The 22,511-nt window shown below is 27.9% G+C and carries 16 protein-coding genes, 1 other RNA gene, 1 pseudogene, 1 riboswitch and 1 other annotated feature; of the genes and pseudogenes, 16 read left to right on the top strand and 2 right to left on the bottom strand.

Features of this window, described 5'->3' with window-relative positions; genetic code table 11:
- Nucleotides 1-18: 18 nt before the first annotated feature.
- The 10 genes and pseudogenes from M4I33_RS03735 (at nucleotide 19) to M4I33_RS03780 (ending at nucleotide 12,431) form a co-directional block, all read left to right on the top strand.
- Nucleotides 19-1,890: pseudogene (locus tag M4I33_RS03735) on the top strand (glycerophosphodiester phosphodiesterase family protein).
- Between the two features lie 69 nt (nucleotides 1,891-1,959).
- Nucleotides 1,960-2,208: a binding site (T-box leader), on the top strand.
- A 124-nt stretch (nucleotides 2,209-2,332) separates the two neighbouring features.
- Entirely contained in the window at nucleotides 2,333-2,881 is a 549-nt protein-coding gene (locus M4I33_RS03740; RefSeq protein WP_257915538.1) for a tryptophan transporter, read from the top strand.
- Between the two features lie 162 nt (nucleotides 2,882-3,043).
- Entirely contained in the window at nucleotides 3,044-4,036 is a 993-nt protein-coding gene (locus M4I33_RS03745) for an FUSC family protein (protein ID WP_257915539.1), read from the top strand.
- A gap of 153 nt (nucleotides 4,037-4,189) precedes the next feature.
- A complete protein-coding gene (locus M4I33_RS03750; RefSeq protein WP_257915540.1) occupies nucleotides 4,190-4,729 on the top strand; it encodes a sigma-70 family RNA polymerase sigma factor in 540 nt (179 codons plus the stop codon).
- On the top strand, nucleotides 4,722-5,462 hold the full coding sequence (locus tag M4I33_RS03755) for a hypothetical protein (RefSeq protein WP_257915541.1): 741 nt from the start codon (nucleotides 4,722-4,724) through the stop codon (nucleotides 5,460-5,462). The genes M4I33_RS03750 and M4I33_RS03755 overlap by 8 nt, the downstream gene beginning before the upstream one ends.
- A gap of 145 nt (nucleotides 5,463-5,607) precedes the next feature.
- Nucleotides 5,608-5,943: a transfer-messenger RNA gene (gene ssrA / locus M4I33_RS03760) on the top strand.
- 500 nt (nucleotides 5,944-6,443) lie between these two features.
- Nucleotides 6,444-7,817 (top strand): hypothetical protein, encoded by a 1,374-nt coding sequence (locus tag M4I33_RS03765; protein WP_257915542.1) that lies wholly within the window; start codon nucleotides 6,444-6,446, stop codon nucleotides 7,815-7,817.
- Between the two features lie 6 nt (nucleotides 7,818-7,823).
- Nucleotides 7,824-9,335, top strand: coding sequence for a hypothetical protein (locus M4I33_RS03770; RefSeq protein ID WP_257915544.1), 1,512 nt, complete (start codon nucleotides 7,824-7,826; stop codon nucleotides 9,333-9,335).
- Nucleotides 9,336-9,690: 355 nt separating this feature from the next.
- Nucleotides 9,691-11,433, top strand: coding sequence for a hypothetical protein (locus M4I33_RS03775; protein WP_257915545.1), 1,743 nt, complete (start codon nucleotides 9,691-9,693; stop codon nucleotides 11,431-11,433).
- 281 nt (nucleotides 11,434-11,714) lie between these two features.
- Complete coding sequence (locus tag M4I33_RS03780) at nucleotides 11,715-12,431, top strand: hypothetical protein (RefSeq protein WP_257915546.1); 717 nt, start codon at nucleotides 11,715-11,717, stop codon at nucleotides 12,429-12,431.
- Between the two features lie 553 nt (nucleotides 12,432-12,984).
- Here the strand turns inward: M4I33_RS03780 and M4I33_RS03785 are convergent.
- On the bottom strand, nucleotides 12,985-13,395 hold the full coding sequence (locus M4I33_RS03785; protein WP_257915547.1) for an LAGLIDADG family homing endonuclease: 411 nt from the start codon (nucleotides 13,393-13,395) through the stop codon (nucleotides 12,985-12,987).
- 131 nt (nucleotides 13,396-13,526) lie between these two features.
- Here M4I33_RS03785 and M4I33_RS03790 point away from each other — a divergent pair, with 131 nt between their 5' ends.
- The 3 genes from M4I33_RS03790 (at nucleotide 13,527) to M4I33_RS03800 (ending at nucleotide 18,133) form a co-directional block, all read left to right on the top strand.
- Nucleotides 13,527-13,667, top strand: coding sequence for a hypothetical protein (locus M4I33_RS03790; protein WP_257915548.1), 141 nt, complete (start codon nucleotides 13,527-13,529; stop codon nucleotides 13,665-13,667).
- A 146-nt stretch (nucleotides 13,668-13,813) separates the two neighbouring features.
- Nucleotides 13,814-15,913 carry a peptidoglycan-binding protein gene (locus M4I33_RS03795; protein ID WP_257915549.1) on the top strand — a complete coding sequence of 700 codons (2,100 nt, stop codon included), beginning with the start codon at nucleotides 13,814-13,816 and terminating at the stop codon, nucleotides 15,911-15,913.
- 198 nt (nucleotides 15,914-16,111) lie between these two features.
- Nucleotides 16,112-18,133 carry a methyl-accepting chemotaxis protein gene (locus M4I33_RS03800; protein WP_257915550.1) on the top strand — a complete coding sequence of 674 codons (2,022 nt, stop codon included), beginning with the start codon at nucleotides 16,112-16,114 and terminating at the stop codon, nucleotides 18,131-18,133.
- 31 nt (nucleotides 18,134-18,164) lie between these two features.
- Here M4I33_RS03800 and M4I33_RS03805 read toward each other — a convergent pair whose 3' ends face one another.
- On the bottom strand, nucleotides 18,165-18,329 hold the full coding sequence (locus M4I33_RS03805) for a hypothetical protein (RefSeq protein WP_257915551.1): 165 nt from the start codon (nucleotides 18,327-18,329) through the stop codon (nucleotides 18,165-18,167).
- A 236-nt stretch (nucleotides 18,330-18,565) separates the two neighbouring features.
- Nucleotides 18,566-18,665: riboswitch (purine riboswitch) on the top strand.
- 76 nt (nucleotides 18,666-18,741) lie between these two features.
- On the opposite strand from M4I33_RS03805, the gene ade reads away from it, so the two are divergent.
- The 3 genes from ade (at nucleotide 18,742) to M4I33_RS03820 (ending at nucleotide 22,457) form a co-directional block, all read left to right on the top strand.
- A complete protein-coding gene (ade, locus tag M4I33_RS03810) occupies nucleotides 18,742-20,487 on the top strand; it encodes an adenine deaminase (protein WP_257915552.1) in 1,746 nt (581 codons plus the stop codon).
- A gap of 171 nt (nucleotides 20,488-20,658) precedes the next feature.
- A complete protein-coding gene (locus M4I33_RS03815; RefSeq protein WP_257915553.1) occupies nucleotides 20,659-21,330 on the top strand; it encodes a response regulator transcription factor in 672 nt (223 codons plus the stop codon).
- Entirely contained in the window at nucleotides 21,318-22,457 is a 1,140-nt protein-coding gene (locus M4I33_RS03820; RefSeq protein WP_257915554.1) for a HAMP domain-containing sensor histidine kinase, read from the top strand. The genes M4I33_RS03815 and M4I33_RS03820 overlap by 13 nt, the downstream gene beginning before the upstream one ends.
- The last annotated feature ends 54 nt before the right edge of the window (nucleotides 22,458-22,511 follow it).

Below are 22,511 nucleotides of genomic sequence, written 5' to 3' on the forward strand. Positions count from 1 at the left end.
GAAAGGAGGTAAAACTCTTTGAATAACAAGGTTGAAAAAGAAAAATTAGAAGTTATAAATTTAATCAAAAAAACTTTCTTAAACTTTAAGTTCAATCTAAAAGAAACTTTAGTTTTTGAAATGTTTTATAGGCTTTTAGCTTTATTTATTCTCTGGCCTATAAATTACGTTATTATAAAATATTTTATGAAGAGTTCTGGATTTACTTCAATTTCAAATAGTCAATTTATTGATTTTGCATTAAGCATTAGAGGTATTATTTGTATCGGGGTTGTAGTTGTTATTTCCTTTTGTATGATATTTTTTGAAATTGGAGCTCTTACCTATATTGGAGTGAAATCTCATAATGGAGAAAAGGTTAGACTTTTAGATGGGGCTTTTAATAGCTTTTCTATGCTAAAAGATACTATGGATAGAGGGATGATTCCTTTAGTTTTAATAACTGGAGTTATAGGGCCTTTAACTGGGATTGGGCTTTGCAGTTCTTTAATTAGAAACTTTACAATTCCGCCTTTTATAACTATAGAACTTAAAAAGACTTTAGGCGGGAAGGCATTACTTTTTATAGGGATAGCTATTTTAGTTATTTTACTTTTTAGGTGGTGCTTAGCGATACCGATCCTTTTAGTTGAAAAAATAAAAGGAAGAGCCGCTATTAAAAAGAGTTATTTAATCTATAAAAAAAATAAGTGGAAGCTTTTTAGAGGATTTATAATTTGGATAATAGTTATATTTTTAATTGGTACTATAGCTACAGGAGGAGTAATCTTTACTGGGGCTACTGTTGGAGAGTTCCTTGGAAATAGAAGCGTTTATAGTATGATTTTCTTAAGTGTAATGACTGTTATTTTTTATTTGATGTTTATATTTTTCTCACTTATATCTACACCTCTCTTTGTTTCTTATTTAGTAGAACTCTACTATGCTTTAAGAAGTGAAGACACTAGAGAAAGAGATTTAAAAGATGAATATGATTATAAAGATAATAAGATTTATAAGGGATTAAATAAGTTTAGAAAGCTCGCTATATTATTAACTATAGTCTTGTTTATAGTTATGGTTTCTATAAATGGGTACAATGTAATTTCTAAAAGGGTATTTAATAAAGATATAATGATCACAGCGCACAGAGGAGCAAGTAAAGCTGCACCTGAAAACTCTATGTCTTCTATAAAAAAGGCAGTAGAGCAGGGCGCTGATTATGCTGAGATAGACGTTCAAACAACTAAAGATAACTAAGTCGTTTTATTTCATGATAACAACTTAAAAAGAATAGCTGTAAGTAGTAAAAAGATAAAAGATTTAACTTACGAAGAAATATCTAAAATAGATGCAGGTTCTTATTTTAGTAAGGAATACAAAAATGAAAGAATTCCAAAACTTGAAGATGTTTTAAAGTATTCAAAAGGAAAAATCAAATTAAATATTGAACTTAAGCCTATGGGAAAAGATGATAATCTAGTTCCTTTAGTATTAAATTTAATTAATAAATACGATATGAAAAATGATGTTGTAATAACATCTATAGACTTTGATTCTCTTATGAAAGTAGAGAGTTTAGAGCCAGCTCTTCAAACAGGATATATAGTTTTAGCTGCGATTGGAGATTTTGAAAAACTTAACGTAGACTTCTTTAGTATAGAGAGTACTCTAGCTACGCCTCAAACTATTTATGCTCTTCATGCTTTAAATAAAGGGGTGCACGTATTTACTATAAACAGCGAAGAATCTACAGAAAAGATGATATTCTTAGGGGTTGATAATATAATTACTGATAATGTTCCTTTAGTTAAAGATATAGAAAATTCTATGAGAGAAGATAAGGATTTAGATTATGTAACTATGTATTACGAGGCTGTTTTAAGTATAACTAGATTTTCTAATATATAAATAATTTTAAAAAAATAGTAGCATATTTTTAGAAATATGATATTATAATACTATAAGAATTGAATTATAGATAATCCGTTGATTAGGAAGAGTAACTTTTTTAGCTTCAGCAAAGAGACTTTGGGGTGGTGAGATCCAAAGGAGAAGGGAATTAGTGAATGGGCCTTTGAGGAATAAAGCGAAATTTTTAAAGTAGTATTTATGGTGGGCTGCACCTTATAGCAGATAGAGTATGTTAGTACTTGAAATTGAGTGGTGTTTATTTCTACATATGAACACAATTTAGGTGGCAACGCGGATAGTATCTCCGTCCTATTTATTATAATAGGACGGAGTTTTTTATTTACTTAAAAAAGGAAAGGTGGTGATAGTGATGGAGTGAAATGAAGATATTACAGACTGGAAAAACCAAAATAATAAAAAAGAAAGAGGAGAAATAAAAATGAGAGATAAAAATACAAAAAATATGATAATTACAGCTTTATTATTAGGGATAGGTGCAATACTTCATCAGTTAACGCCAGCACTAGGACTACCTATGCAACCTGATTTTGCACTTGCAATGTTATTTATAATAATGATTTTAAATAGAGATAATTACAAAACTTGCTTAGTTTCAGCTATTATAACAGGAATCTTTACAGCTATGACTACGAAGTTTCCGGGAGGACAAGTTCCAAACGTTATCGACAAGTTAGTAACAGTTAATGTTATGTTTTTTATAATGATGTGTATAAATAAGTTTAAAGTTTTAAAGAATATGGCAGAAGAAAAGAGAAGAACTATAGAAGCATTTATTCTTTTTCCTATAGGAACTTTAGTTAGCGGAATAACTTTCTTAGGTTCAGCTAGCGTAATTTCAGGACTTCCAGCTAGTTTTAGTGCATTATTTTTTGCAGTAGTAATTCCTGCAACTGTAATTAATTTAGTCGGTGGAATTGTATTATTTAAAATAATAACTACGTCTATGAAAAGAGTAGCTATAAATTAATAAATAAAATTATATAGATTTTAAAAAGAAACTTTTCTTTAAATTAGAAAGGTTTCTTTTATTTGTATAATTTATTTCAATCAAGAAGTTTTTGTTAAAATTTTAGGATATTAGTTTTTTAGTAGTATAATTATATGAAACAAGTTAAGAAGGAGATTAAAAATGTCAGAAGATAAAATAACTTTAAAAGATATAATTGGAAAAATAATACTTCTTGTTGGAATAATTATATTCGTTCAAATTTTTTCTCATTATTTCGGAGAAAGTAATACTTTGATAGGAGTAATGGTGATAACAGGAATACTTATGTTTAGCTCTATGAGTACAAATTTAGCATTTAAGGATGCTATTTTAGGAATAGTAGGTACATTTGCATCAATGGGAATAATATCATTCTTTATTAAATACCACCCGATTTTAGGATTACCTATTAATTTTGTATTGGTATTTTTTATAACATACGTCTTTTCAATACATATGGAAAAGAAATTGTACTTACCATTTTTATTATGTTACATATTAATGCAAGGAAGTCCTGTAACAGAAGCTGAATTACCAATTAGAATAGCTAGCTTATTTATAGGCGGTATTTTAATTGCTTTAATTTATTATTTCACACATAAATCTGATGAAAAGAAAGATCATAGAAAAATAAAGGATATGTTTAAAAATGTTGACAAGGATACACTTCAAGTAAATTTTGCTTTTAGAATGGCATTAGGAATAACTATTGCAATGTTTGTTGGAACAATATTTGATTTTACAAAAGGAATGTGGATAACTTCTACTGTATTTTCTTTAACTCAGCCAGAATATCATGAAACTAAAAAGAGAATAGGGGAAAGAATATTTGGAACTGTTGTAGGTGCTATAATATTTTTAATATTATTTAACTTTATTATACCAAAGTCTTTAGATTCTTTAGCGCTATTAGTTATAGGATATATTTATACATTTATAAAACCATACAAATTCCAAATGATTTTTGTAACTATAAATGGTCTTGCGGCAGCTATGATATTATTTGATGCATCTGTATCTATACCTATGAGAATATTCTTTGTACTTGTAGGAATTGTTATAGCAGTTCTTGTAAACAAACCTATATATGATATCTTTAGAAAAAGAAATCCTGAACATATAAAATTAAATTAATCATAATTTAAGAATAAATAATAAAAAGAAACTTTTCTTTAATATAGAAGAGTTTCTTTTTATTTTTAGAAAAAAATTATAAATTTTAAAATTAGTGTAAGAAACATATTAGATAATACGTATATAAGGAAAAAGACAATAGGGGGAAAGACTATGATAGATAGTGAACTTATCAATCTTATTAAGGAGGGAGATAGCAAAGGTTTAGATATTCTAGTAAATGAGTATGGAAAGCTTTGCTACGGGGTGATAGCTTCAGTTCTCTTGCCAAATGGGATGAATGAATATGTTGATGAGTGCTTTAATGACGTGCTAGTTACATTTTGGTTTAAGATAGAAATGTTTGAATCAAGGAAGGGGAAACTTAGAAATTGGCTTATCTCTATATGTAAATATAGGGCATTAGATTATCTTAGAAAAAAGAATAATGAATCAGATATAAACAGCGAAGTAACTAAAGATAAAGAAAATGTTGAAGAGGCTGTTATGAAAGAAGAGGAAAAGAGAGAGCTTAAAAAAGCTATAGAAAGCTTATCTTATCCAGACTCAGAAATTTTTAAGATGAGATATTTAGAAGATAGGGATATAGATTATATAGCGAGTGTTTTAAATATTTCAAAGGGAACTGTTTATACCAGAATATCTAGAGGGAAAATTAGACTTAAGGAAATGATGGAGGGATATTATGAGTAATTGTTTTGATTTAAATATAGATGATTTAGTGTATGAAGAATATGATGATGAAGAAATAGAAAACTTTGAAGATATAGGGTATAGCTTTTTTGAAGGAATTAAATCTAAAAAGAGAAAGTTAATTGATATAATTAAAGGTGAAAACATAAATAAAGTTAAGGAGAGAGTTTACGAAGAATTAGATTTAGGGGAAGTGATTTTATCTGAATTTACAGGGAATATTGACGGAAGAAATTATTTAAGGGCCTTTGATTCAGCTGAGTATATGTTTGTTCCTATGGCTTTTATGGATGTAGGTTCTAGATACCATTGTTTTGTTACAGATAGAAAGATGCTTATCTACGAAGTAGTATATTATAATAAGATAATGAGAGAATATATAGTAGAAGATAAAGATATAAATAGGGTAACTTTAAAACCTAACAAAGATAATATTGAATTTTACGTTAAAAAAGATAAGTATAATATGATTAGAACAGTTACGGATTTTATGACTTATTTCTTCTATCAAGGAAGGGTTTCTATAAATCTAACTTCTAAAAATAAGGAGCAAGTTTATAAGATATTTAAAGAAAAGTATAAAGAATGCAAGTATATGAAGTATTTATGGATTGCGTTTTGGACTTTCTCTATAGTATTTATTATTTATGGAATTATTTGTGTTTTTTACGAAGGCGGATTTTATGACTTGCCAGATTGGTTTTTGTGGCCTGAAAAATTCTTTCTAAGATAAATTTAAATCTAAAAGCCTTATTCTTTTAAAAAATAAGGCTTTTTTGGAAATTTTATTGATTTGACAGTAGATAAGTACTGCTATATAATTAAAACATAAAATTGAATATTGCGTTTGCAAATCAAATTTACAAACATGGGGGCGTTTTGGCTTCGACGGGGGTAAGTGAGGTTTGGTAAGCGAGCCGAGGGAAGCATGGTGCCTCGATAATAAAGTATGCAATAAATATAAACGCAGAAGACAATTTTGCATTAGCAGCTTAATTTAAGCTACTCATCAGTCCTGGATCCCCACGTTTAGGGTAGCTGGTGTCATTGAAGTGGGAAACGAAGTCTAGCAAAGCTTTGAGCTAGAGGGGTATCTATGAAGCTAGTGATTGGTACGCTTGTCTGTAAGTGTCACCAAAAGCGAACCTTAAATTTACAGACTACGCTCGTAGAAAGCTAGACGGATCTACTTTCGGACAGGGGTTCGATTCGTAAGACAGAGTCGCGTCAAGTGGTAACACTTGAATGAAAACTTGGCTTTATCGGTGAAACCTTAACAGATAAGTTTAACTTATGCTGATGGCAATACCGAGAGGTATGTAGAGAAATCTAACAGCCTCGTATCGACTTATAGGTTCCTAAAGATTTTAATCTACGGAATACTAGGATAGAAGATGTAAACTATATTAAGCTTCTATAACACGCCAAGGATCCAAAAGAACTTTTGGATTAAGATATAGTCAGTTCCTAAGTATAGTAAATCTATACTGTATAAGAAATTAAGGGTGCACACGACCCCTCGCCTCCACCATATAATCCACGATAGATATATCGTGGATTTTTTTTTACATAAAGGATAATTGTTTAATTAAATATAAGAGTACTAGGTTTAGAATATGATCGTACAAATTTATAATCAGTGAATATTAAATATATCACAGATAACATATATTATGGTAAAATATAGTCACTATAAAGGGGATGGTGATGTTATATGTATAATAAAGAAATTAATAGAGGTTCAAGATGGATGAAATGGGATTGCCATGTGCATACACCTATATCTTATGAAAATAATTTTCCAGATTTTGATGAATATATTAAGTCATTGAAAGCTAAAGCAATAGAACATAAAACTGATGTTATTATAATAAATGATTATTTTACTTTAGATGGATATAAAAAAGTAATAAGTTACTGTAGTAGGGAAAATGATAGTGAGGCATACAAATTATATGTTAATGAGAAAAGAAGTCTAGCTGTTTTACCAGGATTAGAGTTAAGAATTGATAATTTTACGCAAAGGGAAAAATCTATAAATGTACATATATTTTTTAATCAAAGATTAAGTGCAGAAAATATAGAAAATGGTTTTTTAAATCAACTTAAAATTAGTTATGGTGGTTATGATAATTTAAAAGCTGATAGACAAACATTGATTAAAATCGGGTATTCAATAATCAATAGACAACCATATGATGATAATTTAGATACATTAGATTTAGTGAATGATACCCAATATATTAACAAAGCTATTTCTATAGTAACAGCTACTAAAGATAGTTTAATAAAAACAATAGAAACTTTTAAGGCTAGGTATAAAGAAAATGAGGATTTAAGAGAAAATAGTATGTTAACTGTAGTAGCTTTTAATGGATATGGTGCATTGTCTGAATTATCGTGGGATGAGGCAAGATCTGGAAATGTAAAAAGACAATTGTTATATTCAGCTGATATTTGTTTTTCATCTAGGGAAAAAGACATTAATTTCTTATTAGGTAAGGATTCAAGTACAAGTGAAGACGAGATAAGGAAATTGTTTAAAAGATTAAAACCTTGTGTATGGGGTTCTGATTCACATGAAATAGAATCATTATTACATCCATCTAGGGGTAATACAAACAGATATACTTGGATTAAAGGAATGAATAATTTTGAGGGTTTAAAACAGATAATTTTTGAACCAGAAAATAGAGTTGCAATACAAGAAGATACACCTAATATAAAAGCTGATTATCAAGTAATAGATAAAGTTAAGTTTATTGATAGCAATAATGTATTTATGAATGAAGATATAGTTTTTAATGAAGATTTAAACACTATAATAGGTGGGAAGTCATCAGGTAAATCACTATTGCTGAGTCATATTGCAAGGACCATTAATGGGGTAGATGAAAATTTTGGGCACTATCAAACTTTACAAGTAAAATATAACTATGATTTTGAGGTTTATTGGAAGGATGGCGAAGTATCAAAATTAAGTAATATTAACAAAAGTCCAAATAGAAAAGTAAAATATATTAGTCAAATGTTTGTCAATAAACTTGCAGAAAAAAAAGATAATAGTTTGAAAGATATTGTTGTCTAAGTATTAATGGAAAATGTTGAAGTAAAGGAAGCTTATGATCAATTAAAGTTATCTTTAAATGAAATAAACTTGGATATAAACAATAAGGTTTATCAAATAGAAAAAGTATTAGAAGAGTATAAGAGTAAAAGTAATGAGAAAATTAATATAGGAGATAGTGAAGGGATAAAAAAAGAAATCTTTAAACTTGACAAAGCTATAGGTGCTCTAGTTAATGATTCTAAAATGTCTATAGAAGAGATACGTGAATATAATAGAATAACTAGTCAAATTAGTATTAATATTTCAAGAATAAATACTATAATACCAGAGTTACATAAGTATAAGAATTATTTAGAAACTATTGAAAGAAATATAAGAGATGAGTTTAAAAATAGATTAAATTCATCAAAAAATATTTTAGGAAATGATTTCGAAAATATATTTACAGAAGCATTTTGTGATATAAGTAATCTGAAAATATTTGTTTATGAAAAGATAGCTAAGTTAAGCTTAAAAGAATCCCTATTGAGGGATGAGTTGTCTAAATTAGTAGAAGGTAACAATAAATTAAAAAAGGATATTAGTAAATATGAAATTAAAATTAAAAATAAGAGTGAAATAGAAAGGCTTAGTAAAAGCTTAGAGACAGAAAAAAATAAGAAAGAAAAAATAAAAGAAATAGAAAGATTATTAACATCTAAAGCTAGTAATTTACTAAAAACAATAGAAGAAGTAAAAGCTCTTATTTCTACTAGAAAAAATGAATATAAAAAATTAATAGGTATACTTACACAAGATAAATTCAAATATATTTCACAGGAGTCTAATTTAATTCTTAAATTTGAATTACAATTAAAAGATGAAATTTTAAAAGAAGATTTAGGAAGTGTATTAAATAAAACTTCAGTAGAGGTAAAAGGATTACTAGACACTAATCTAAATATAGAAAATTATAAGGAATTTGTTACTAAAACAATGATGAATGCTATCACTTGTGAAGGTAATTATAAATATAAAAATGGGAAGGGGTATCTAGATTTAATCAATATTTTAGTGAAAGATTATTTAGATTTAACCATCGATATTTTAGAAAATGATGATGAGTTTGATGTTATGTCACCAGGGAAGCAAGGTTTAATAGTACTTAAATTGTTAATACATTTAAGTTCTGAAAAGTATCCCATATTAATAGATCAACCTGAGGATAATTTGGATAATAGAACTATTTCTGATGAATTAAAGAATTTTATTTTAAATAAGAAGAAGGATAGACAGATAATTATGGTAACACATAATCCAAATTTAACAGTATTGGCTGATTCAGATGAAATTATTGTTGCTAATCAATCAGGAAAAGACGGCAAAGGAAATAAAAAATATAGGTTTGAATATGTATCGGGTCCATTAGAATTTAGTTTTAGAAAAAAAGTTGAAGAAGGTATTCTTTACAATATAGGGATAAAAGAACATGTCTGCGAAATATTAGAAGGTGGAAAGGAAGCTTTCAAACAGAGAGAAAATAAATATGGTTTTTAAGATATTGATATAAGTAAATGAGAGAAATATAATATCAAGGATGTTGAATAAAATATTAGATTATAACAAATTTTTAGTTGCAAAAAAATAATTAAATATCAGACGAGTTAGCATTACAGAAAATGTTTAACAGTGATATTTCAAGAAATCCATATTTTTTTCTTTGAATAATGTAGATGGTAATAACAGTCACGCCTCTTCTCCACCATATAATCCACGATAGAGATATCGTGGGTTTTTTTATAAATAATATTTAAAAATAAAGCACTAGTTTTAAATAAATAGATTAATTGTTGTATTATTACATAAATGGTAAAATATATGTATGGTAAATTTATAGGAGGTAATTTCAAATATGAATAGTTATGAATACTTTAAGGAATTAGATATTAATGAATACTTTAATGAATATAGAAAAGAAATACTGCAAAATGAGAATTTTAGTAATTACATAATAAAAAATGGTGATGATAATTTAAGACTATTTTCAGAAATGTTCTGGGAGGAACCTTTATATGGAATAAAAAATATTAAAGATGAGTTAGATATACCTAATAATATTAGTTTCTCGAATATTATAAAAGCTTATCCTTGTGAAAAGTATATTTGTTTCTTAAATGAAATTTATTTAGATAAAATAGATATGGAGAAAATTTCAAAGAAATATAATATCCAAATCAATAGAATAAGGGATTTGTTGATTAATCCAATAATAAATGAAGTAGAAAAGGCTTGCCCAGAATGTTTAGAAACTAAATTCCAGATAAGTTTGTTAAATGAGAAAGTTGAATATATTTGTATTCATTGTAAAGCTAATTTAAGAATGTCTGATTTATTAACAGAAACAGAAAAGTTAAATTTAATAGAAGAAAAAAGAAAAAAAGAAGAACAATTTATAAGTGAGATTGAAGGAATAAAAAATGAGTTAGAAGATACGAAGTGCCCTAAATGCCAAAATGAATTAAAAATTTTATATGCTTTAGAAAAATTTCAATATAAAATTAAATGTTCACAATGTGATTATCAAAATAAAAAGTATGAATTGGTTATCAAGGAATACAAACAATGGCAAAAAAGAGCTGCTATGATGATTGATATAAAAGCCAGTGAAGATAAAATTATAAAAGAAGTATTAAAAGAAAAACGAATAGAAGATACTAAATTTAAAAATGTTGAGATAATTAATAAGCAAGAAAGTTTTGTACAGATTAATAATTGGGAAAAGGAAAATAAATGGAATAAGGATATAGTTAAAGAATTTGATGTGTTAAAACAAGTAATAAGAGGATGCTGTAGATTAGAGAATAATATGCTAATCAAACTAATTGAATTAGCAAATGAAAAAGGAGAGATACGTAAATTAGGGTGTGAATATTTTGTTATATATTTTGATTCTCCAATGGTAGCAGAAATAATGGAATTTACAGGAATAATTGATGTTAGAAGTATTTTAAGGAGATTAATGCACCAGGATTTATTATCTGCTAACGAAGAGGATAATATGATCTTAATACCAAAAGTTGTTGTGTTAAAGTTAGATGAAATTAGGGGGATTAATAAACAACAAAATATTGATCCACAATTAAGGTTTTTAGCAATGAGTAGGCAAAATTTTGCTTGTAGTATATGTGGTGAAGTAGGTAAGAGATTAAAAATAGCTTATTTAACATCAAATAAAAAGACATTAGACTTAAATGAAGTGATAGCATTATGTGAAGATTGTTTTGAATTATTAACAGTAAATGAAATAGTTATAGATGGAACAATTAGTAGTGATATAAGAGCTTCTGGAATGTCAAGATGTATGCAATTTTTGGTTAGTTACATACCAGAACTTGAGAATTCAACGAAGATGTATGAGGCTACAGAAAAAATGGAGGAAGTTTACGGTGCAGAAGAAGCCTTAAAAGCACTTGCTGTTACATTGTATCAAGTTGACAATAAAAAATTAGATAAAGCAGTTGATACAGTTATTAGTTACACCTATGGAATTTTAAAAAATTCAAAAGTTGATGGTGGAATAGTTACCATGTATGAAACTGTGTATAAAAAATATAGATTAGATAAATTTGGTATAAGTGATATATGTATTAAATAAAGTTCGTATTAAAACAATAAATTAAAAGATTAATCATTTATTTTGCTGCTATAGAGAAGAATAAGAGACAGGTTACTATAGCTGATAGGTGTTGGAGAGATGAAACAAATGGCAATTTATAAAGTAATAAGGAAATAAAAATATATTGAATAATATGTTTTATCAGGATTTAAAGCAAGGGTATTTAATGATAAAGTAATTATGATGGCAGAAGAAGGAATAAATTAAACATAAATAAATAACGTTAAGGAGATGAAGATATACATTATAGGGGGAAAGACATGAAATTTACATTAAATATTATAATGGTTTTAGGGATACTTGCTATTATATTTATAGTAGGTAGCATAGTTCTTAATAATAAGAAGAAGAATAGTATTGTTACCACTATAGAATCAAAATTAGTTGATTCTATGAATAGTATTACGTTTATAGGAGTATTTTTTACTATAATTACATTAATAGTAAGCTCAGTTGGTATAATATATACAATAAAAGAACCAAAATTAGAGATAAATTTTAAAACTCCACATTATGCTCTCTGGGAAGAAGAAAATGGAAATGATCCTTTATACTTAGTCCAGGATAATGATGGACATATAGACTATGAGATAACGCAACCTGGGCAGTGGCATATCACATTAGTGAATTATGGGGACAAAACTATTGATAAAATAACAGTTAAAGTTAAACTTTCAGATATTTTTTTTATAGATCAAGAATATGAATATAATATGATAGATCATTTATATGGTCATGGAGGATATGGAACTTTAGAGCGAACTTTCACAGATATTGATCCAGGATGTGAAATTAATTTACCGTATTTTCCATTTAATATTGTTGGAATGGATGAAAATTATGAAACTAATCAGTATAAAAGTTTAGATAGTATTAACATGAAAGTAGAACTTTTTATTAATGACAAAAAAAATAAAAGCAAAGAATATAAAATTGACATAAAAAAAGATTCTACACGAGAAGACTGGTTTTTTTAAGATTATATTCGTGGAACAGGTAAGGATATATATGATATAGAAAATGAATTTTTTATGTTGCAGGGAAAAGAATCAAGTAATGATTTAATCAGTGAAAATGTATATAACTTAATGTTTGATGAGAATGAGTGTAATAATTATAAGAAAGTGTATAGTTATTATTTGAGTAAACTAGAATGTTATAATAAAAAAATGAACTCAATTAGTAGGGAAAAAGCATTGTTTTGGGGAAGAATATATTACCTGTGTGATGCTAGTATTAGAAGCAAAAGTGGCGATAATAAGTATATTAATATAGATATAGAAAATATAGTTCGGAATGATCTTGAGTTTGGATTAAATAGTGATATTATTAATTAATAATGATAATAGACTTTTAGATATTCAAATTCGAGATATATGAATGTATATGCTATTAACAATAGTAATACTTATAGTGAGAAAATATAATTTACAAAACTTACAGTATTAAATAGGGAATATTTAACTAAAGCTAGAGCATTTTTAATAAATGTTTGATTAATATATAAAAGAGTTTAGATAGAAATATGTATTATTTAATACTCATAAATCTATTATAAAAATCTAATTTAAGAGCTAATTGTTCTTTTGAATAGCGACCATTTCTAAGGGTAACAGACTTATATTCATCAATAATAAGTTTAGCCCTTTCTTTCTTTATTTTTATAATCAAATAAGGATAAATATCTTTAAGTAAATCGATTGCTTTATCGTAAGTTAAAATATATGTATAACAATCCTTATGTTTTTCAGGGTTATAATTAGTTTTTTTAGTTATAGTTCCGTGTCCTATTATACCTTTTAAATAGTGTAATATTTCTATTGTAGTTGAAGTAACTGAAACTACAGGAGAAGGGTATGTTGACCTATGAATTCTTTGAAGCATTATGCTTCCTTCACCGTCAATAAGTCCCGCTATATAGGCTTTATCAGTATCTTTCATAAATAATCACCTCTTTATTTATAGTATGTCCTAAAAGTACTAGAATTATTGATTAGAAAAGTGATATAATGATTTTCTGAAATTTAATTTTTAGATATATTTGAAAGAAATTATAGGAGATATTAAGGGTTATGAGTAAGTTAAAAAGTCTAAAAACATTAAGTTTAATAGCGTTATTATTTGTTATTATATTTTCAGTTATTAGTTGTTCTGATAAAAAGGAAGAAGTTTCAGAAAAACAAAAAGAAGAGGTTAGTTATACTATATCGTAATATCAAATTCAGCAAAAGTCATATCTGATTATTTTAATAATTAATTTATAAAAAACTCACGAAGTAATTTTCGTGAGTTTTATTTAGTATCAAATGATTTCCTAAATTAATATATTGTTAAAGGAACAATAAAATTGGAGTAAAGAATGGGAAAAGGAAATATATTAATACAGTTATCTACAGCGCAAGATGCATTGCCTGTTACTAGTGCGAAAGTTAAAATCTCAGATTCTACTACTAAAGAAGTAGTTTATGAGAGCGAGCAAAGCGTAGACCAAAGCGGAAAAAGCGGAGTTATCCCTGTTTCTACCCCTGATGAATCAGAGTCTTTAGAACCTCTTCCAAAAGATATAATCCCCTACGCTAGATATGATATTTCAGTTGAGGCTTCAGGGTATGAAAGGGTAACTGTAGAGGGAGTTAGCGTTTTTGACGGACCTACTTCTATTCAGTATCTTTCTTTAAACGAAAAAGAAGAGGGGGAAGCTCAGCCCTTTTTTAACCCTTCTGAAAACAGGATAGTTATCCCTCCAAACCAGCTTTTATTAAATATAAATAGGGACCAAAAGACAGGGACTTTATTTCAACCCTTTGTTTTAAGGGAGGTATACATCCCAGAATATATAACAGTTCATCTAGGAACTCCGACTTCTTCAGCGCAAAACGTTACTGTTAGGTTTATTGATTATATTAAAAACGTTGCTTCTCACGAGATTTATGCAACTTGGCCTGAAGAATCTTTAAGGGCTAATATCTACGCTCAAATCACTTTTGCTTTAAATAGAGTATATACAGAATGGTATAGAAATAAAGGATATTCTTTTCAAATAACTAATTCTACAGCTTACGATCAATATTACGTAAGAGGTGGTAATGTTTTTGAAAACATAAGTAAAATAGTAGATGGTATCTTTAATGAATATTTTTCTTTAGTTAATAGTGTAGCTCCTTATTTTACTCAGTACTGCAACGGAACTACTTCTAAGTGCAAGGGGTTATCTCAGTGGGGAACTGTTGATTTAGCTAAACAAGGAAAAAAAGCTTTAGAGATTTTACAGTATTATTATGGAACTGATAAGATTTTAAAAAGAACTCCTGTTATAGCGGGGCTTGTAGAATCTTACCCTGGGTCAGCTTTAAGAGTTGGAAGCAGAAATTCTAACGTAACTATTATTCAGCAGCAATTAAACAGAGTTTCTAGAAACTACCCTGCAATTCCAAAGGTTAATCCTGTAGATGGGATTTTTGGAAGGCAAACTGAGAATTCCGTTAAGACTTTCCAAAGAGTTTTTAATTTAGTTGTTGATGGGATAGTAGGAAGGGCTACTTGGTATAAATTATCTGCAATCTATACAGCAGTTACTAAATTAGGAGAATTAGATCAAGAGCCAGTAAGTTCTATATATATCGACGATTTAAAATATGCTGACTTTAACGGAGTACCTCCAAAAACTCCTATAGAGTTTGGAGAAGCTAGTAGTAAAGTTAAAGAATTTCAGTATTATTTAAGAGAAGTTTCTGACGCGTACGGACTAAAGATTAACCCTATAAACGGAATTTATGATAAAGACACAAAAGAAACTATTTTAGAATTTATAAAAGAATTTAAATTACCTAAAGATGAAAAAATAGACTCTAAACTTTTTAAAAGTGTTTATGATGTTTATTTTAATTTAGATAGAGTTTATTCAGTAGAGGATTTAACTAATTATCCAGGATATGTTTTAAGAAAAGGAATTTCTAATAGAGACGTTAGAAGGCTTCAAACTATGCTTTTAAAAATATCAGAAAAGTATAAAGAGATTCCAGAGATAAATGTTGATGGAATCTACGAAGGAAGAACTCAAAACGTAGTTTTAAAATTTCAAGAAGTTTTCGGTTTAAATAAAACTGGAAGGGTAGATATAAATACTTGGAGAAATATAGTTTTAGTTTATTTAAACTTAGATTCAGGTAGAAATATAAATACATCAAGTATACTTCTGCCTTTCCCGGGAGAAGATTTAAAGCTTGGAGACGATAACGCATTTGTTTCAGTTTTGAAAGAGTATATGAACGTACTTTCTAAAAATGGATTTAAGATAAGGATTTTAGATACAGATAATTTATTTGATAAAGCTACTAAGGAAAATGTTTTAATCCTTCAAAAGAATTTTGCACTACCTCAAACTGGAGTAGTTGATAAGAAAACTTGGGAGAAAATCGCTGAAACTTACGAAGGATTCTTTACTGGAAGAAATATATAAAATTTATTTAAAAAATATATATTTATTATCCTCACTTTAAAAAAGAAGTGAGGATTTTATTTAAAAATTAAATAAATTATAAATATACAAAAAAATACAAAATCCAATAAAAAGAAGCCGGTAATTCTAATATTTTATTAATAAAATCAAAAATGTACTCGATAATTAACAAATAAATTTTAAAATGAGGAGAAAAATATGAATTTGAGAAAAACTAATGCAAAGAGAAAATCGAGTATAAAAAAACATATGTTAATTATAGTTATACCTGTTTTAATAGTTTCATTAATTGTTGGAGGTATATTAAATTTCTTATTTGCTAAAAATGGATTAGTAAATACTACAGATTCACTACTAAAAGAGATATCAATTTTAGCAACTGGTGAAATAGAAAGTGTTATAAGTGATAGTCAAAGATCATTAGAATCTTTAGCATCGAATCCAGTTTTAAGAGGAAAAGATACAAAACTTATATTAGAAACTTTAAGGAATTATGCAAAAGTAAACGGCTTAAAAAGAGTAACTATAGCAGATACTAAAGGTGATGCTCTTACTATGGATAATGTAAAAGTATCAGTAAAGGATAGAGACTACTATAAAGAATCACTTAGCGGGAAAAATTCTATAACAGATCCTTTAGTTAGTAGAACTGATGGTGCAGAAGTAATTTATGTATCAGTTCCGATATATGATGGAAATAAAAAAGTAACTGGAGTTCTTATAGGCTCTTATGAAGTTAGTCATTTTTCAAATATTGTAACTAAGATTAAAGTATTAGAAGATGGCGGAATGTTTATTCTAAATGGAAATGGAACTATAATTGCACACCCTGATGAAAATTTAGTAAAAAATAAAGCTAATTTTGTTACAGGGGAAAATATAAAAGGTGACGAAACTTCTACTATAAATGCACATAAAGAAATAGTCTCTAAAAAAGAAGGGTTACTAAACTATGAATATGAAGGAACAAATAGAAGTGTTGCTTATAAACCTATAGAAGGAACTGATTGGGTTAGCTGCGTATTTGTTAGTAGTGATAGAGTACTTGGGGAGTTAAACGGCTTAAAAATAAGTGTTATTTCTATAAGTTTAGTTATTTTAGTTGCATTAATCATTTTAATAATTTATATCGCATCTAAAATTTCTACATCTATAAGAGAAGTTAATGATAATTTATTAAAATTCTCAAAAGGAATATTTAAAGTAGATTTAAGCGATAAAATCATAAAAGATAATTCAGAAATCGGAGAAATGGCAAACGCCCTTTCAAAAACTTCAGAAGATATATCAAATATGATAATGACAATACAAGATAATTCTAACGTTATAGGAAACAGGTCAAGAGACCTTGAAAAAGTTTCAGGAGATTTATCCGATATAACAGGAGGGATAGCGCAAGCTATTTCAGATGTTGCAGAAGGAACTAGTAGTCAAGCCGAAACTCTTACTAATATAGCATCTAAGGTATCTGATTTTGGTACTGATATAGATAAGATTTCAGTTGATTTTAAAAATGTAAATCAAAAGAGCGTAGAGATAAAATCTAAAGCACAAATTGGTAATTCAGAAATAGAAAAATTAACTGTAAACATAAAAGCATTTAATAATAATTTTGAAGTCTTTAGTGATTCTTTAAATAATACTACTATGATGATTAAAAAAGTTAATGATATGACAAATTTAATTACAAGCATTTCAGAACAAACGAACCTTTTAGCACTAAACGCAGCTATAGAGGCTGCAAGAGCTGGGGAAGCTGGAAAAGGATTTGCAGTTGTAGCAGAAGAGATAAGAAAACTTGCAGAAATGAGTAAAAACTCAACAGAAGAAATTTTTGGAACTGTAGCGATGATAATTTCTAATACTGATAATTTAGTAAATGAATCAGACTCTATGACTTCTGATTTAGAAAATCAAAGCAAAGTGGTAGATGAAGCTATTAAGTCATTTGAGGATATATTAAATTCAGTTGATAATATTATGCCTTTAATAGAAAGTATAACAAACGAGTTTAGACTTATAAACGAGAGTAAGAATGAAATAGTTGAAGATGTTGATAGTATTTCTGCAATATCAGAAGAGATATCAGCAACTACAGAAGAAATATCAGCTTCAGCAGAAGAGTTAAGTTCTGCAAGCGAACAAGTATTTACTTCTTCAGAAGTGCTTAATACTTTAACTCGTGAGATGGATGATAATCTAAAAGATTTTGAAATTTAAAAAATGTTGCACAGAAATGTGCAACATTTTTTTAGTTTCCGAATCTATTAAAATGTTCGCTTGAAACCCCTTCAGATTTTATTGATTTATGTTTTCTGTTAGGGTTATGGTTATGTCCTTCTTCTGTTAAAGGAGTTTGAAAATTACATTTTGCCATTCTAGAATCTTTTTTATCTACTTGACTATCTTTTGCCATAAATATCCCTCCTTATTAAAATTTGTACAAGATTAGTATGTACAAATAGCTGATATTTATCCATTAGAATTAAAATGGAAGGTGGATTTATATAAATAACGGAGCATTTCCGAGGTAATAATTAAATTATATTTAAAGATGGAAATTTATATTTTTTTATTCATATAATAAAAAAAGAGGGTATCTATTAAGAAGATTTATTGACAATATATCAAATAGTAAGTTATAATTAGTAAAAATTTAATAAAAAAATTATTTGTATAACCTCAAGAATATGGTTTGAGGGTTTCTACCAGGAACCGTAAAATCCTGATTACAAAGAAAATTGGTGCGTCTCTTTTCTTTGTAATCAGGATTTTTTGTTATATTTTTTTATAAATTATTAGAATAATTATAAAAGGAGCTTTGCTTTATGAAAAATGATATGAGTTTATTAAAAAAAAGAATAGAGGTAGCTAAAAAGGCTAGAAAGGCAGACACTGTAATTAAAAATGGTAAGGTTTTAAACGTATTTACAGGGGAGATAAAAAAAGGAGATATAGCGATTTCTGATGGAATTATAGCTGGGATTGGAGAGTATGATGGTGAAAATGTAATAGATGCAAAGGGGAAGGTTATAGCCCCTGGGTTTATAGATGCACATATGCATATTGAAAGTACTATGCTTACTCCAAAAGAGTTATCTAAAGTTTTAATTTCTCACGGGGTAACTACAGTTATGGCAGACCCTCACGAAATTTCTAATGTTTCAGGGAAAAAAGGGATTGAATACATCCTTGAAGCGTCTAAAGATTTAACTGTAGATGTTTTTGTTATGTTACCTTCTTGTGTTCCTTCAACTGAGTTTGAAAATAGCGGATTTAAGCTTTACTCAGAAGATTTAAGAGAGTTTTATAAAAATGATAAAGTTCTTGGACTTGCTGAATTTATGGACTTTTCAGCTATATATGGCTTAAAAGAAGACATGCTTCAAAAAATATTAGACGCTAAAAGCAATAACAAAATAATAGACGGACACGCAACAGGACTAACTAAAGAAGAATTAAATGTTTATATTACAGCTGGAATTTATGCAGACCACGAGTGTGCAAACGAAAAAGAAGCAAAAGAAAGATTAGACCTTGGGATGTATCTTATGATAAGAGAAGGGACTGCAGCTAAGGAACTTAAAAAACTTATAGGGGTTGTAGATGAGTTTAATTCTAGAAGATGCGTTTTAGTTACTGACGATAAACTTCCAGATGATCTAATCCGTGAAGGAAGTGTGGATTATAACGTAAAACTTGCAATAGAATGTGGATTAAATCCAATAACTGCAATTCAAATGGTAACTTTAAATGCAGCTGAGTTTTTTAATCTTAAAGGGTATGGAGCGATAGCGCCAGGATATAAAGCAAATCTTGTTATTTTAGATGATTTAGAAAAGGTTAAAATAGATACAGTAATTAAAGACGGAAAGTGCTTTGTATCTGATGGAAAATTCAAAGAAGAATCTTTAAAAGAAAGAGATAATATAAAAGTTTTAGAAGAAAATCTTCCTAAAATCAATATGGAAAAATTAAATGATGATTCTTTAAAGATAAACCTAAAATCAGATATCTGTAATATTATAGAGATTGAGCCAAACAGTCTAATAACTTATAAGAGAAAAGAAAAAGTAGATTTAAAGGATTTAGAATTTATTACTTCTGTTTTAAAAGATCAACTAAAGATGGCAGTAATAGAAAGGCATCATAAAACTGGTAATATAGGGCTTGGAATAGTTAAAGGCTTTAAGTTTAGTAAAGGTGCTATAGCAACTTCTGTAGCTCACGATTCTCATAATATAGTAACAGTTGGAACTAACGATAAAGATATGATTCTTGCAGCCTTAGAACTAGAAAAGATGAATGGCGGGATAGCTATAGTAAATCGCGGAAAAGTAATCTCTAAACTGCCACTTCCTATAGGAGGGCTTCTTTCAAATAAAGAATACAAAGAAGTTTTAAAAGAGTTAGATTCTTTAAACGAAGCTTTAAAAGATATAGGTTTTAAGGAGGAGTTTGACCCGTTTTTAACTTTATCATTTTTAACTCTTCCTGTTATTCCAGAAATAAAATTAACAGATACAGGGCTGTTTGATTTTAAAACATTCTCTCATATTTCTATAGAAGCTTAAGATTATAAATGTCTTACTACCTTTAAAGTAGTAGGGCATTTTTATTTTTAATTAATATTTTACTAATAAAAGATTATGGGAATTATATTAATATGGAAGTAGTTAACTTTAGATAAACATTAAATATGGTATACTAAAAAAATTATTTAAGGATTTTAAGGAGAATTTTATATGAGATTATTAATTATAGAAGATAATATAAGCCTTGCAGAGTCTATGAAAAAAGGATTAGAATCAGAAAACTTTAAAGTAGATGTTTCAAACCTTGGAATCGATGGAGAAGAAAAGGCAACAATAAACGAATATGATGCTATACTTTTAGATTTGAATCTTCCTGATATAGACGGGATTGAAGTTTTAAGAAGACTTCGCGAAAAATCATTAAATATTCCAATAATAATAATTACAGCTAGAGATAAAATAGCAGATTTAGCTATAGGACTTGATAACGGTGCAGACGATTATATAACTAAACCTTTTGAATTATTAGAAGTTAGAGCTAGGATTCACGCAGTTATTAGAAGATTTCACGGAAGAACAAACCCTATTATAAAAATAGGTGATTTAAAAGTTAATCCTATAAATAGAACTGTAACTATAGGGGAAAGGGAAGTTAATTTAGCGATAAAGGAATTTGATATTTTAGAGTATATTTGCCTTAAACACCCTGCTGTAGTTTCAAGTGAAGAAATAGTAGAACACGTTTATGATGAAAGTTTTGACCCTTTTTCATCTGTTCTTAGAGTTCACTTATCAAGGCTTAAAAATAAACTTAAAAAAGCACACGGAAAAGATATTTTAATAAATATTAGAGGAAAGGGGTATTATCTATGCCTAGAATAAATTTAAAAAGTGGAATTATCATAATTATATATTCTTTAGTTTTAGCGCTAATCCTCGGAATGGGAGTATTCTTTGTTAAAGGTTCTTTTAAAAATGCTTCTGATAATTATTTAGGAAACAACAGAAAAGCTTTTATTGTAAATAATGTAGTAGGAAGTGAAACTGAACCTGCTGTTACTTTTAGTAAAGAATCTGTTATTACTGCAAAGATTCAAACTATTCCAAGCGGAACTATCTATAGTAGTAATATGGTTGAACTTAAAGATATAGGGAAGGCTTATTTATCAAGTGGGTTTAAAGATATCCTTTTGGTAGTTTCAATATTTTTTTTAATACTTATTTTATCATCTTTTTTACTTTGGGTATTTTTAATTAGATTACATAACAGTGAAATAAAAGAAATCGTAGAAAATTTAAATACTTTAGAGGAGGGGTTTGACCCTTATTCAGTTAGTAAATCCTTTGGCTTAGCCTACGAAAACATAAAGGAACAATTTAAAGAGAACTTAGAAGATTATAAGAGGTTAAATTCTTATTTGTCTCACGAACAAAAAAACGCGATTTCTGTTCTTAGGACTAATTTAGAGATTGATGGAAGCGACGAATATATTAAACTTTTAGATGATATTACAGACAGTATAGATGATATTTTAACTTTAAGCGATTCAAAAGAGGACGAAAAAATGACAGAAGTTGATGTTTCTTTAGTTTGCGCAAATGTTTGTGACACCTATAGAAAAACTTATAAAAATATAGAATTTGATTTTGATTTTGAAAAAAGCACAACAATCCTCGGAAAAGAAAGGTGGATATATCGCGCAGTTACGAATCTTGTAACTAATTCTATTAAATACGGAAGAGGAAGCTTAATAAATGTTTCAGTTAAAAATATAAATAAAAGCGTAATAATCGAAGTAAAAGATAAAGGTATTGGGATGGATAAAAAATCTATTGAAAAAATTTTTAATGATAAATATAGGATAAATAGTTTAAATAAAGACGGGTACGGGATAGGGCTTAGTTTAGTTTCTCACGTCTGTGATTTGTGTAACGGAATAGTAGTTGTTGATAGCGAAATAGATAAGGGTTCTTGTTTTTACTTATCTTTTTCTGAATTTCAAGGTTAGGGTTAACACTCAGTAAACAGTTTATTTAATATAATGACCCTATACTAAGAGGAA

Source organism: Clostridium sp. LY3-2 (assembly GCF_024705715.1).
GTDB lineage: Bacteria > Bacillota > Clostridia > Clostridiales > Clostridiaceae > Clostridium.

Coding starts and splice junctions, on each gene's coding strand:
- M4I33_RS03740 (WP_257915538.1), top strand. CDS start 2,333: ATGAGAGATAAAAATACAAAAAATATGATAATTACAGCTTTATTATTA.
- M4I33_RS03745 (WP_257915539.1), top strand. CDS start 3,044: ATGTCAGAAGATAAAATAACTTTAAAAGATATAATTGGAAAAATAATA.
- M4I33_RS03750 (WP_257915540.1), top strand. CDS start 4,190: ATGATAGATAGTGAACTTATCAATCTTATTAAGGAGGGAGATAGCAAA.
- M4I33_RS03755 (WP_257915541.1), top strand. CDS start 4,722: ATGAGTAATTGTTTTGATTTAAATATAGATGATTTAGTGTATGAAGAA.
- M4I33_RS03765 (WP_257915542.1), top strand. CDS start 6,444: ATGTATAATAAAGAAATTAATAGAGGTTCAAGATGGATGAAATGGGAT.
- M4I33_RS03770 (WP_257915544.1), top strand. CDS start 7,824: ATGGAAAATGTTGAAGTAAAGGAAGCTTATGATCAATTAAAGTTATCT.
- M4I33_RS03775 (WP_257915545.1), top strand. CDS start 9,691: ATGAATAGTTATGAATACTTTAAGGAATTAGATATTAATGAATACTTT.
- M4I33_RS03780 (WP_257915546.1), top strand. CDS start 11,715: ATGAAATTTACATTAAATATTATAATGGTTTTAGGGATACTTGCTATT.
- M4I33_RS03785 (WP_257915547.1), bottom strand. CDS start 13,395: ATGAAAGATACTGATAAAGCCTATATAGCGGGACTTATTGACGGTGAA.
- M4I33_RS03790 (WP_257915548.1), top strand. CDS start 13,527: ATGAGTAAGTTAAAAAGTCTAAAAACATTAAGTTTAATAGCGTTATTA.
- M4I33_RS03795 (WP_257915549.1), top strand. CDS start 13,814: ATGGGAAAAGGAAATATATTAATACAGTTATCTACAGCGCAAGATGCA.
- M4I33_RS03800 (WP_257915550.1), top strand. CDS start 16,112: ATGAATTTGAGAAAAACTAATGCAAAGAGAAAATCGAGTATAAAAAAA.
- M4I33_RS03805 (WP_257915551.1), bottom strand. CDS start 18,329: ATGGCAAAAGATAGTCAAGTAGATAAAAAAGATTCTAGAATGGCAAAA.
- ade (WP_257915552.1), top strand. CDS start 18,742: ATGAAAAATGATATGAGTTTATTAAAAAAAAGAATAGAGGTAGCTAAA.
- M4I33_RS03815 (WP_257915553.1), top strand. CDS start 20,659: ATGAGATTATTAATTATAGAAGATAATATAAGCCTTGCAGAGTCTATG.
- M4I33_RS03820 (WP_257915554.1), top strand. CDS start 21,318: ATGCCTAGAATAAATTTAAAAAGTGGAATTATCATAATTATATATTCT.